The sequence below is a fragment of the Planotetraspora silvatica genome (assembly GCF_016863315.1).
Classification (GTDB): Bacteria; Actinomycetota; Actinomycetes; order Streptosporangiales; family Streptosporangiaceae; genus Planotetraspora; species Planotetraspora silvatica.
Map to the genome: position 1 here is coordinate 23,359 of NZ_BOOQ01000061.1, position 11,783 is coordinate 35,141.

The window sequence follows — 11,783 nt, forward strand, 5'->3', positions numbered from 1 at the left end:
TTAGCCGGTTTGGGCTCTTGGTCTGGCAGAACTTCCCCGAATCGACGCGTTGACACCCCGTCCTCTACAAGGTGTCGGACAGCGCCCTGATCGGCATCTTCAGGTCGGCCAGCAGCCCGAGGTCCTGCTCGGGTGAGCGCCCGAGCGTGGTCAGATAGTTCCCCACGATGATCGCGTTGATGCCACCGAGCATGCCGTCGCGCGTGCCGAGGTCGCCGAGCGTGAGCTCGCGTCCTCCCGCGTAGCGCAGGATCGTGCGCGGCAGCGCGAGGCGGAACGTCGCGATCGTCTTGAGCGCCTCGGCGCCCTCCACGAGCGGGTAGTCGGAGAACGGCGTGCCGGGACGCGGGTTGAGGAAGTTGAGCGGCACCTCGTCGGGCGCCAGTTCGCCGAGCTGTGCGGCGAACTCGGCCCGCTGCTCCAGGGTCTCGCCCATGCCGACGATGCCGCCGCAGCACAGCTCCATGCCGGCCTCGCGCACCATCAGGCAGGTGTCCCAGCGTTCCTCCCAGGAGTGGGTCGTCACCACGTGGGAGAAGTGGGAGCGCGCGGTCTCCAGGTTGTGGTTGTAGCGGTGGACTCCCATCTCGGCGAGCTCGTCGACCTGGGCCTGGGTGAGCATGCCCAGAGAGCAGGCGACGTTGATGTCCACGGCCTCGCGGATGGCCTTCACGCCTTCGCGCACCTGGTCCATGAGCCGCCGGTCCGGGCCGCGCACGGCCGCGACGATGCAGAACTCCGTCGCTCCGGTCCGCGCGGTCTCGACCGCCGCCTGGACCAGCGAGGGGATGTCCAGCCAGGCGGCCCTGACGGGGGAGGAGAACTGGCCCGACTGCGAGCAGAAGTGGCAGTCCTCGGGGCAGCCGCCGGTCTTGAGGGAGATGATCCCCTCGACCTCGACCTCCGGGCCGCACCACTTCATCCGCACCTCATGGGCCAGGGCGAGCAACTCGGGCAGGCGCTCGTCGGGCAACGTCAGGCATGCCAGAGCCTGTGCCGCGTCGAGTCCCTTGCCCTGCTCCAGCACCTGGGCACGGGCGATTTCCACGATGTCGGTTTCCAACAGGCTCCGTTCCGCTTCAGGCGACTGCGGGGTTTCGGTCACAACGAAAGCTTAAAGGTCGAGCGGAATCCGGAGGGATCGAACACACCCCCAAGGGTGGAGGCGAGGCAGGAGCGGGCCACACGGGCGAAGTCCTCCCTGGTCAGCGCACCGGAACCCTCCGGCAGCGCGCCGGCGAGAGGGCGTGCGGTGAGCATCTCCAAGTCGGCGACGTTACACCGCTCGGCCAGGCCGGGATCGGCGGGCCACGAGCCGATCACCACTCCGGCCAGTTCGAGGCCGCGGCCCGCCATGGCCTCCAGCGTGAGCGCGGTGTGGTTGAGCGTGCCCAGCGCGGCCCGCGCCACCACCACGACCGGCGCGCGGAGCTCCCTGGCCAGGTCCGCCAGAGTCCCGCCGTCCTCGTCGAAGCGGACGAGCAGGCCCCCGGCGCCTTCCACGATCACGAGCCGGTGCGACTCGGCGAGCTCACGGACGCGCGAGGCGGCCGCGGACGGCGACATCGGCGGCAGGCCCGCCACCCGTGCCGCGGCCGCGGGGGAGAGCGGGTCGGGGAACCGGGCGAACTCGAACGTCGTGGTGACCCCCGACAGCCGGATCACCTCGTCGAGGTCGCCCGGCTCACCCGCGACCACACCGGTCTGCGCGGGCTTCACGACCGCGACGGCTGCGCCTCTTTCCCGGGCGAGCGCGGCGATGGCGGCCGTCACCACCGTCTTGCCGACTCCTGTGTCCGTGCCGGTGACAACGAGAATGCTCATCACCGCAGCGTAGGACCTACGGCCTCCTGAGGCGCGTCACGAACTTGTAGCGGTCGCCGCGATAGAGCGACTGGGCGAACTCGACCGGGTTCCCGTCGGCGTCGAAGGCGTGCCGGGTCAGCATGAGCATGGGCAGGCCGACGTCCACGCCGAGGATCTGCGCGTCGTACGGCGTGGCCAGCACGGTCTCGATGACCTCCTCCGCGTCGGTGAGCCGCACGTTGTAGGCGGTGTGCAGCGTCTCGTAGAGCGAGGAGTGGCCTTCGAGCTCGCGCCTGAGGCGGGGGAAACGCCGCGCCGACAAGTGGGTGGTGTCGATCGACATCGGCTCGCCGTTGGCCAGGCGCAGGCGGTGGACCCGCAACACGCGGCCGCCCGGGTTGATCGCGAGCCGCCGTCCCAGGGCCTCGTCGGCCGTGACGTAGCTGATGTCGAGGATCTTGGTGTCGGGCTCGAGGCCGACCGTCCGCAGATCGCCGGTGTACGACGTGAGCTGGAGGACCTGGGCGACCTTGGGCTGGGCCACGAACGTGCCCTTGCCCTGGATCCGCAGCAGCCGGCCCTCGACCACGAGCTCGGAAAGAGCCTGGCGGACCGTCGTCCTCGACGTCTCGAAACGTACGGCGAGGGTCCGCTCCGGAGGCAGGGCGCTGCCCGGAGGCAGGCTCTTGGTGAGCTCCAGCAGGTTCCGCTTGACGTCGTAGTACTTGGGAACTCTGGGAGAGTCGTCGCTGTGCTCCGTCACGTGTCCACCTTCAGCTCGGCCACAGCGGTGAGCGCGCCCCTGACCGCCGCGAGATCATCGGACCTCAGATCGGCCCGGGCGGTCAACCTGAGGCTGGACCGGCCACGGGGCACTGATGGTGGACGGAAGCATCCCACGCGTATGCCGCGTTCCGCACACAGGTTCGCCGCCGCCAGCGCGAGTTGCGGCGGGCCGAGCACCACGGGCACCACGGCCGCCGCCGGTTCGCTGGTCTCCAGACCCGCCTCACGGGCCATGCCGGCAAGGGCGCGGGCTCTCGAAAGGGCCTGTCGGGGCAGGTCGGGTGACTCTTCCAGGATGTCGAGCGCGGCCAGCGCCGCCCCCACGCAGCCAGGGGCGAGACCGGTGTCGAAGATGAACGAGCGGCCCGTGTCGACGAGCGTCTCGATCACCTCGGGGGCCCCCAGCACGGCGCCTCCCTGGGATCCCAGTGACTTGGAGAGCGTGACGGTTCTCACAATATGAGAATCCCCCGAAAGGCCCGCTTCGTGAACCGCCCCCCTGCCCCGATCGCCGACGACGCCCAGCGCGTGTGCCTCGTCCACGATGAGCAGCGCGCCGTGCCGTACGGCCACCGCGTGCAGCCGGCGGAGCGGCGCGAGGTCGCCGTCGACGGAGAAGACGGCGTCGGTCACGACGATCGCGTGCTCCTCGGAGCGCTCGGCCAGGACCTTGGCGACGGCGTCGACGTCGCCGTGCGGGGTCACGGCCACCCGCGACCGGGACAGGCGGCAGGCGTCGACGATCGAGGCGTGGTTGCCGGAGTCGGAGACCACCAGGCCGCCTCGTGCCAGCGCGGCGACCGCTCCCAGGTTGGCGAGATAGCCGGAGGAGAACACGAGGGCGCGGTCGGCTCCGGTGAACGCCGCCAGCCGCTCCTCCAGATCGGCATGGAGCCGGGTGGTTCCCGTCACCAGTCGCGAGCCGGTCGAGCCCGTTCCCCACTCGCGGGTCGCCCGGACGGCCGCCTCCACCAGGCGCTCGTCCCTGGACAGGCCCAGATAGTCGTTGGAGGCCAGGTCAAGTAGGCCGTCATGGTCGGGGGTCCGCGGGCGCAGGACCCGCCGGAGGCCTGCCGACTCCCGCTCGGCGGAGGCTGTGCGCAATCTGTCGAGCGGTCGCGTCATGGAGTGCATACTGCCAGGTGACAGAGGTCGATTCGCTTTCGGGCGGCATCACGTCGCATCATGCACACGTGCCGACTCTCAGTGACCTGGTGTGCCGTCACACCACGCTCGAACCAGCCGACCTCGACTGGATCCACTCACTGGTCTCCGACTGGCAGTTGCTCGCCGACCTGTCCTTCGCCGACCTGATCTTGTGGATCCCGCACAAGGACGGCTCCGGCTGGGTGGCGGTGGCGCAGATGCGGCCGACCACGGGGCCCACCGTCTACCACGACGACGTCGTGGGGGCGATCTCCGGCAAGGGGGAGCGGCCGCTGATCGACATCGCATGGTCCGAGCACCGGATCTGCCGTGAGGGCGATCCCGACTGGTCCAGCGGCGTACCGGTCCGGGAGGAGACCATCCCGGTACGGCGGGGCCGCGGCGGCCATTTCATCGGCGTCATCCAGCGCTCCACGAACCTGTCGTCGGCCCGCACGCCGTCCCGGCTGGAGCTGACGTACCTGCAGAGCGCCTCCGACCTCGCCCAGATGGTGGCGGAGGGCCGGTTCCCCTTCACGGAGGAGGAGCCCATCCTGGTCCGCTCGCCCCGCGTGGGCGACGGCCTGCTGCGCCTCGACCGTGCGGGGCGGGTGACCTACGCCTCCCCGAACGCGTTGTCGGCCTATCGTCGCCTCGGCCTGCACGCCGACCTCGTCGGCGCCGACCTCGGGAAGACCACCGCCGACCTGTGCTACTCGGATGAGCCGATCAACGAGGACCTGATGCTCGTGGCCAGCGGCAAGGAGCCCAGGGAGACCGAGGTGGAACACGGCGGCACGGTGGTCCAGTTGCGGGCGATCCCACTGATCGTCGGCGGGGGACGGATCGGCGCCCTCGTGCTCATCCGCGACGTGACCGAGTTGCGCCGCCGGGAGCGGGAGTTGCTGACCAAGGACGCCACGATCCGCGAGATCCATCACCGGGTCAAGAACAACCTGCAGACGGTCGCGGCGTTGTTGCGGCTCCAGGCACGCCGGCTCAACAACCCCGAGGGTCAGGAGGCCCTCAACGAGGCGGTCAGACGGGTCGGCTCGATCGCGATCGTCCACGAGATCCTCGCGCAGATGCCCGAGGAGATGGTGGAGTTCGACGACATCGCGGACCGGGTCATCACCATGACGGCGGAGGTGTCACTGGCCCACGTGCTGCCCCAGCGAACCGGGAGCTTCGGCGTGCTGCCCGCCGCTGTGGCCACCCCGATCGCGATGGTCCTCACGGAGTTGTTGCAGAATGCCGTTGAGCACGGTTTTTCGCACAAGTCAGGAAATGTGCAGGTGATCGTGCGTCGGGATCCCGACCGGCTGGAGGTGGTGGTGGCGGACGACGGTAAGGGCCTGCCGCCGGATTTCGACCTCGAGGCGACCGGCAGCCTGGGGCTGCAGATCGTGCGCACGCTGGTCGTCGGCGAGCTGTCCGGCCGCCTGGCCGTCGAGCGAAGGAAAGGCGGGGGAACCGAGGTCATCCTCAGCATCCCGGTGCAGCCCGAAATCAGGAGTGAGGCTGGAAATCCTCGGTGATCAGGTGGTCGTCAGACGCCGGCTCGGGCACGAGCGCGAGCGGTACGGCGCTTCAGGGCGCGTCGCTCGTCCTCACTGAGCCCGCCCCAGACGCCCGCGTCCTGGCCGGACTCCAGAGCCCACTTGAGGCATGACTCGGTGACCGTGCACTGCCGGCACACCTGCTTGGCCTCTTCGATCTGCATCAGCGCGGGACCCGTGTTCCCGATGGGGAAGAACAGCTCCGGATCCACGTCACGGCAGGCAGCGCGGTGGCGCCAGTCCATGCGTTCCACTCCTTCGTCAAGTAGAGCCTCGTGGCTCCACTGGCCGTCGAAACTTTGTGAACACTTTCACTAGCTAATGCGTAGACTTGCCCGGCGCTGCGGTTCGGGCCGGGCTTGTCCACATGATCGTCGGAGTCCTTCAGGAAGCTGTGGCTTCCGTAAAGGTCCTACGTTCCGACGTCGTACTTCAGCTTTTCAGCCGCGCCTAGACCACACAAGAGGTTTGGGACAAGGTTTTGCCCGGCATGGCTGTCGGATACGTCACACTATGACTACTTGTAACGAGCTAGGCCAAGACTTGTAATGCGTCCGGGATAGACCTGAATTCCACCCATTCGTGTTCTCCCAGGTAGTCGCCGTCAAGCTGGAAGGCGACGGGGCGGGTCGCCACCAATGTGAACTCCTGTTCGTCATGAACTTGAACAAGGTGTTTACCCCTCGGTAATCCCGAGTGCTCTCCGATGATCTGCCGGACGAAGGCGAGGAACGAGGGCAGGCTCAGCTTCCGCAGCCCGAGCACATCGAGCCCCGTCTCGAAGCCCGCCCACGGCGTCGGGGTGATCGGACGAGACCCGGCGTAGGTCCAGGGCGAGACGTTGGACACGATCGCCATGAAGAGCCCCGGGGTCTCAGGCCGGCGCGGCCGTACGAGCCGCAGAGCGGGGTGGCGGCGGTCGGTCACGAAGAAGTGCCGCACCGCGGTGTTCACGTAGAGAGTCGGCCGTGCCCGGTAGCCCGCGCTGCGCAGGCCCTCCACCGCTCTGACGACCTCCGCGTCGTACCCCAGCCCGGCACAGAAGGTGAAATATCGTGAATTGCGGTGATCGGCCGTCGCCGTAGGTCCAGGGTCCTGGCCCGCGGCCTCGTCGTGCCAGATCGCCTGGCCGAGCCCGATGGTCCTGCTGCGCCCGTCACGGAGCGCCTCGAGCACGGCGCCGGTCGCCTCGACCGGGTCGTTGGGCAGCCCGAGCGCCCGCGCGAAGACGTTGGCGCTGCCGCCGGGGATCACGATGAGATTGGGCCGCCGGCTCGCGTCCTCGCCTGGCTGCCCCTCGAGCAGTCCGTTGACGGTCTCGTTGATCGTGCCGTCGCCGCCGAGGACGGCGACCGCGTCGAATCCCTTGGCGTGCGCCGTCCCCGCGAGCCCCGCCGCGTGGCCCCGGTAGGCGGTCTCCTCGACGGAAAGATCCACGGCTGCTCCGAGCGCCCGGATCAGCACGTCCCGGGTGCGCTGGTTCGTGGAGGTCGCCTTCGGGTTGATGACGAGAAGAGCCCGCATGCCTGAAGGTTAGACGACGCTTTGCCGCTGCCGCCGGGGACTTCCCGCACGTACGTGACGATGCCGCCCCGACCGGGCCGAAGGGCCGGACAGGTAGGGTTGGGCACTGTGATCAGCCAAACCGCCGGTCGTCCCGCGACCCTCGCCGTCGCGGCGGCCGTACTGACCGCCGAGGGCGTGTTCGCCCTGGTCCTCGGAGGCTATGTCGCCGTCGAGACCCTGGTCGGTCGGCCCGCTGATCTGGCCAGTGCCCTGGTCGTCGCGGCGTTCGGCGTGTTGCTCGGTCTCGCCCTGCTCTGGGTGGCCTGGGGCGTGTGGCAGGCGCTGCGCTGGAGCAGGGGACCGGGCGTGGTCACTCAGATCTTCATCGTGCCGGTGGCGATCTCTCTGATCGGCGCCGGCCAGTACGTCTACGGTGTGCCGCTCGTCGCCTTGGCGGCGGTCGCGTTGGTCGCACTGCTGGCCCCGCCGTCCACGCACGCACTGATGGGCGAGGACGGCTCCCCGGAGGATTCCCCGGGGCCGCGGGGTTGATCCCGCGGCCCTCAGTCTTCGGCGGTCAGGCCCTCGCGCAGCTGGGCCAGGGTCCTGGCCAGCAGGCGGGAGACGTGCATCTGCGAGATGCCCAGCTCGGTGGCGATCTGCGACTGGGTCATGTTCCCGAAGAAGCGCAGCAACAGGATGCGCTTCTCCCGCGGAGGCAGACGCTCCAGCAGCGGCTTCAGCGACTCGCGATACTCGACGCCCTCAAGGGACTCGTCGACGATGCCCAGCGAGTCCGACACGGCGGGCGCGTCGTCGTCACCCGAGTCGGGGGCGTCGAGAGAGACCGTCGAGTAGGCGTTCGCCGACTCCAGGCCCTCCAGCACCTCTTCCTCGGTCATCTGCAGATGCGCGGCGAGCTCGGCGACCGTCGGCGCGCGGCTCTCCCGCTGCGACAGCTCGCTTATCGCCTTCGTCAGCGACAGCTTGAGCTCCTGCAGACGGCGCGGCACCCGGACGGCCCAGCCCTTGTCCCGGAAGTGACGCTTGATCTCGCCGACGATGGTCGGCGTCGCGTAGGTGGAGAACTCGACGCCACGGCCCAGGTCGAACCGGTCGATCGACTTGATGAGTCCGATCGTGGCGACCTGTGTGAGGTCGTCGAGCCACTCGCCGCGGTTGCGGAAGCGCCGAGCGAGGTACTCCACCAGCGGAAGGTGCAGCTCGACGAGCTCGTCGCGGATGCGCTGCCGCCGCGGGTCGTCTGCCGGCAACTCCGACAGCTCACCGAAGAGCGTGCGAGCCCGCACGCGGTCGGGAACCGCCGAGTCGCCAGAGGCCATGGCACGGGTCCTTTCGGTCACGCCGGCCTCGCCGCGCCTCGCCGCTTGCGCAGCACGATCGCCATGTGATCGGGATGATCGGAGATGGCGTCCACATCATCGGCCAGGGCGGTGAGCACCATCCAGGCGAAGTCGTCTCGCTTGGGGCTGCTGACGCCGACCGTGCTGACCTCCACGCGGATCGTCATCTCCTGTCCCGTGAGCTCGAACTCGGCCCGGAGATCGGTGCCGGGCACCGCATGCCGAAGGAGCATGGCGCATGCCTCGTCGACCGCGATGCGTAGATCCTCGATCTGGTCCAGGGTGAAGTCGAGCCGCGCCGCGAGCCCGGCCGTGGCCGTGCGCAGCACAGACAGATAGGCGCTCACGGCGGGCAGTCGGACGCTCACAGCGTCCCGGATCCCGGTCACATCCACCGCAGGCGTCTCGGTTTCCTCGGTCACGTTCCTCCTCGCCCATTCGAGCCGGCGCAGTGCCGTTGTCTGCAACTTACCGCCACTCACTCCATGTTGCTTCGCTCGGACGCGCCGATTGTGGTGATCTTGGGGGTAACTCCTCGTAAATTCCCTGAGGTTTCTCTGCTCGTGACCGGCACCTCACCTGGGCCCGAAAACGATCAGGCCCCGCGCGGTCCGGAGACCGTGCGGGGCCTGGTGATCGCCTTGACTCAGGCGGCCGCCTTCGTCTCCCAGAAGATCTTGGCGATTTCGTCGATCTTCGCGAGAAGCTCGTCGCCCTGGGCGGGGTCGACCGTGCCCTTGCCACCGGCCGCGCCGGCGAGCTTGGTCGCGTCCCAGAACAACTGGTGGAGCTGCGGGTACTGCTCCAGGTGCGGGGGCTTGAAGTAGTCGGTCCACAGCACCCACAGGTGATGCTTCACCAGTTCGGCGCGCTGTTCCTTGATGATGAGGGCGCGGGTCCTGAAGACCGGGTCGTCGCTGTCGGCGTACTTCTTCATGATCGCCTTGACGGACTCGGCCTCAATGCGGGCCTGGGCCGGGTCGTAGACCCCGCACGGCAGGTCGCAGTGGGCGGACGCCTCGTGCTTCGGCCGCAGCAATCGTGCGAGCATCTGAATCCTTCCTTAGGAATGCAGCACTGTCCAAGCCCGACCTTACTCGTACCCGAAACCATTAGTCCGTGGAGGGGGATGTGATCACAGCTGTCCGTGTAACTGGGGACTCGATGCTCCCCGCGCTGCGCCCCGGAGACTGGCTGCTGGTACGGCGAGGCGCCGCGATCAGGGCGGGAGACGTCGTGGTCGCCAGGCGGCCGCACGGCCTGATCGTCAAGCGGGCGTTCCGGCTCACGGAGGAAGGCTGGTGGGTGGAGAGCGACAACCAGCAGGCTCCGGGGAGGCAGGACAGCTGGAACTTCGGAGCCGTCCCCACCGGTGAGATCCTGGGCCGGGTCGTCGCGCGCTACTGGCCCTGGCCGTTCCGCTTGTTCTGGCGGGCGCGGTAGGCGGCGACGTTGGCCCGGCTCGCGCACCGCTCCGAGCAGTAGCGCCTGGACCGGTTCGAGGAGGTGTCCAGGTAGGCGTTGCGGCACGGCGTGGCCTGGCAGATGCCGAGCCGGTCGGCGCCGAGGCCGGTGACGACGCTCGCGAGGCCCATGACCGACCCGACGGCGAGGGCGTCGGCGACCCGGCCGCCCTCGGTCAGGTGCATGTGCCAGGCCTGCCCGTCGTGGCCGGAGATCTGCGGATGCACGGGATGGCGGACGAGAAGGCCGTTGAGCCGCTCGACCACGTCGGCCTCGTCACCCGTGGACGCGGACTCGAACACATCGGTGAGCTCTTCCCGCAGTTCGCGGAGGGCATCGAGGTCCCGCCGGTTGACGCGGGCGGCCGACTCGGTCCGGCCGGTCTCCTCCAGGAGGGCGCGCAGCGTGTCGAGGCTGCTCAGATCCTCGGCTCTGTTGACCAGGAGGACGGCCAGTTCTGCATATGACGTCAGGTCCACTGGGACGACCTAGGGATGTAAGGGACGACTCCGTCCTTCGAGTATTACACGAGAGAGGTTCGGGCGGAACTCCCCAGGTCACGGATGATCCGTTCCAGGTGCGGATCCGTCGGCTCCCACGTGTGTGGCACAATCGGAAAACGGGTGACCCCCGTACCCCCTCAAGAGACGACCGTCAACGACGACGGCCTCCGGCGGCTACCGAAGCCTGGGCTTTCGTTCTCTTGCGGCGTCTAGAAGGAACTCGTCCTTTCGACACTGGGGTCGCTGTGACCGTCTCACCTGATTCCTTGACATCGCTGGATCTGGATCCGGCCTTCGCGCTCCATCGCGGGGGCAAGCTGGAGGTCCGCTCCACCGTTCCGGTCCGTGACGCGGACGACCTGTCGCTCGCCTACACGCCGGGTGTCGCCCGCGTCTGCTCGGCCATCGCCGACAACCCCGAACTCGTCAACGACTACACCTGGGTCTCCAACGTCGTCGCCGTGGTCTCGGACGGCACCGCCGTCCTCGGCCTGGGCGACATCGGTCCCTCGGCCGCCATGCCCGTCATGGAGGGCAAGGCGCTGCTGTTCAAGCAGTTCGCGGGCGTCGACGCCGTCCCGATCTGCCTCGACTGCACCGACGTCGACGCCCTGGTCGAGACCGTGACCAGGCTCGCGCCGTCGTTCGGCGGCATCAACCTCGAGGACATCAGCGCGCCGCGGTGCTTCGAGGTGGAGGACCGGCTGCGCGAGGCGCTCGACGTCCCCGTCTTCCACGACGACCAGCACGGCACCGCGATCGTCGTCCTGGCCGCCCTGCGGAACGCGGCCCGCCTCACCGGGCGGTCGCTCGGCGATCTCCGGGCCGTGGTGGCGGGCGCCGGCGCCTCGGGCGTCGCCGTGACCCGGATCCTGCTCAACGCCGGCATCGGCGACATCGCGGTCTCCGACTCCAAGGGCATCGTGCACTCCGGGCGCGAGAGCCTGCACTCCGTCAAGGAGGCGCTGGCCCGCGACACCAACAAGCTGGGCCTGACCGGCTCGACCGAGCAGGCTCTCGCGGGAGCCGACGTGTTCATCGGCCTGTCCGGCTCGACGGTCTCCGAGGCCGCCGTGGCGGCGATGGCGCCGGACGCGATCGTCTTCGCGCTGTCCAACCCGACGCCCGAGATCGAGCCGTCGGTGGCGGCCCGTCACGCCAGGGTCGTGGCCACCGGCCGTTCGGACTTCCCCAACCAGATCAACAACGTGCTCGCCTTCCCCGGCGTCTTCCGCGGCGCGCTCGACGTGCGGGCCGGCACGATCACGGAGAACATGAAGGTGGCGGCCGCGACCGCGCTCGCCGACGTGGTCGGGGACGACGTCTCGGAGGAGTACGTCATCCCCTCCCCGTTCGACGCCCGGGTCGCTCCCGCCGTGACCGCCGCGGTCTCCGCCCAAGCCCGCCGCGACGGCGTCGCCCGCAAATAGCCCCTCACCCCTTTCCCCGTGATCATGCACACCTTCGTGCATGTGCCGTACGACCTGTGCATCCTCTCGGCGTGATCATGCACACCTTCGGGTGTATGCCATGCGACCTGTGGAGATCCCGTTCGTGATCATGCGCGGGTTCGTGCGCATGCGGTCGGACCTGCGAAGCCTCGAGTCGTGATCATGCATTCCCGTACGCATGATTCCGAGTCGAGGCTT

Annotated in this window: 14 protein-coding genes; 4 read left to right on the top strand and 10 right to left on the bottom strand. The window is 68.8% G+C overall.

All coding sequences use genetic code 11. From position 1 onward, the window contains the following. Nucleotides 1–64: 64 nt before the first annotated feature. From bioB to Psi02_RS37405, 4 genes are read right to left on the bottom strand one after another with little or no spacing between them, the layout of a single operon-like run. Entirely contained in the window at nucleotides 65–1,105 is a 1,041-nt protein-coding gene (bioB, locus tag Psi02_RS37390) for a biotin synthase BioB (RefSeq protein WP_239095489.1), read from the bottom strand. Further along, nucleotides 1,102–1,824 carry a dethiobiotin synthase gene (gene bioD, locus Psi02_RS37395; RefSeq protein WP_203980660.1) on the bottom strand — a complete coding sequence of 241 codons (723 nt, stop codon included), beginning with the start codon at nucleotides 1,822–1,824 and terminating at the stop codon, nucleotides 1,102–1,104. Before bioD ends, bioB begins: the two co-directional genes overlap by 4 nt. A gap of 16 nt (nucleotides 1,825–1,840) precedes the next feature. Beyond that, nucleotides 1,841–2,569, bottom strand: coding sequence for a GntR family transcriptional regulator (locus Psi02_RS37400; RefSeq protein ID WP_203958345.1), 729 nt, complete (start codon nucleotides 2,567–2,569; stop codon nucleotides 1,841–1,843). Then, on the bottom strand, nucleotides 2,566–3,717 hold the full coding sequence (locus Psi02_RS37405; protein ID WP_203980661.1) for an 8-amino-7-oxononanoate synthase: 1,152 nt from the start codon (nucleotides 3,715–3,717) through the stop codon (nucleotides 2,566–2,568). Before Psi02_RS37405 ends, Psi02_RS37400 begins: the two co-directional genes overlap by 4 nt. Before the next feature lie 68 nt (nucleotides 3,718–3,785). Between Psi02_RS37405 and Psi02_RS37410 the strand changes: the two genes are divergently transcribed. Continuing rightward, nucleotides 3,786–5,276, top strand: coding sequence for a PAS domain-containing sensor histidine kinase (locus Psi02_RS37410; protein ID WP_203980662.1), 1,491 nt, complete (start codon nucleotides 3,786–3,788; stop codon nucleotides 5,274–5,276). Between the two features lie 11 nt (nucleotides 5,277–5,287). Here the strand turns inward: Psi02_RS37410 and Psi02_RS37415 are convergent, their stop codons facing one another. Both Psi02_RS37415 and Psi02_RS37420 read right to left on the bottom strand, forming a co-directional pair. Further along, nucleotides 5,288–5,542 carry a WhiB family transcriptional regulator gene (locus Psi02_RS37415; RefSeq protein ID WP_203980663.1) on the bottom strand — a complete coding sequence of 85 codons (255 nt, stop codon included), beginning with the start codon at nucleotides 5,540–5,542 and terminating at the stop codon, nucleotides 5,288–5,290. A 286-nt stretch (nucleotides 5,543–5,828) separates the two neighbouring features. Further along, nucleotides 5,829–6,821, bottom strand: coding sequence for a diacylglycerol/lipid kinase family protein (locus Psi02_RS37420; protein ID WP_203980664.1), 993 nt, complete (start codon nucleotides 6,819–6,821; stop codon nucleotides 5,829–5,831). Between the two features lie 108 nt (nucleotides 6,822–6,929). On the opposite strand from Psi02_RS37420, the gene Psi02_RS37425 reads away from it, so the two are divergent. Then, nucleotides 6,930–7,355: a hypothetical protein gene (locus Psi02_RS37425; protein ID WP_239095490.1), complete on the top strand. Its 426-nt coding sequence runs from the start codon at nucleotides 6,930–6,932 to the stop codon at nucleotides 7,353–7,355. A gap of 11 nt (nucleotides 7,356–7,366) precedes the next feature. Here Psi02_RS37425 and Psi02_RS37430 read toward each other — a convergent pair whose 3' ends face one another. From Psi02_RS37430 to sodN, 3 genes are all read right to left on the bottom strand, one after another. Then, on the bottom strand, nucleotides 7,367–8,146 hold the full coding sequence (locus Psi02_RS37430; RefSeq protein ID WP_203949026.1) for an RNA polymerase sigma factor SigF: 780 nt from the start codon (nucleotides 8,144–8,146) through the stop codon (nucleotides 7,367–7,369). A 17-nt stretch (nucleotides 8,147–8,163) separates the two neighbouring features. Beyond that, nucleotides 8,164–8,589, bottom strand: coding sequence for an ATP-binding protein (locus Psi02_RS37435; protein WP_203980665.1), 426 nt, complete (start codon nucleotides 8,587–8,589; stop codon nucleotides 8,164–8,166). 224 nt (nucleotides 8,590–8,813) lie between these two features. Beyond that, a complete protein-coding gene (gene sodN, locus Psi02_RS37440) occupies nucleotides 8,814–9,218 on the bottom strand; it encodes a superoxide dismutase, Ni (RefSeq protein WP_203958340.1) in 405 nt (134 codons plus the stop codon). Nucleotides 9,219–9,298: 80 nt separating this feature from the next. Between sodN and Psi02_RS37445 the strand changes: the two genes are divergently transcribed. Continuing rightward, entirely contained in the window at nucleotides 9,299–9,610 is a 312-nt protein-coding gene (locus tag Psi02_RS37445) for a S24 family peptidase (RefSeq protein WP_203980666.1), read from the top strand. On the opposite strand, the gene Psi02_RS37450 is transcribed toward Psi02_RS37445, so the two are convergent. Continuing rightward, nucleotides 9,568–10,110 (bottom strand): CGNR zinc finger domain-containing protein, encoded by a 543-nt coding sequence (locus tag Psi02_RS37450; protein ID WP_203980667.1) that lies wholly within the window; start codon nucleotides 10,108–10,110, stop codon nucleotides 9,568–9,570. The two genes, Psi02_RS37445 and Psi02_RS37450, sit on opposite strands and share 43 nt — an antisense overlap. Nucleotides 10,111–10,400: 290 nt before the next feature. Between Psi02_RS37450 and Psi02_RS37455 the strand changes: the two genes are divergently transcribed. Further along, nucleotides 10,401–11,564 (top strand): NAD(P)-dependent malic enzyme, encoded by a 1,164-nt coding sequence (locus Psi02_RS37455; protein ID WP_239095491.1) that lies wholly within the window; start codon nucleotides 10,401–10,403, stop codon nucleotides 11,562–11,564. The last annotated feature ends 219 nt before the right edge of the window (nucleotides 11,565–11,783 follow it).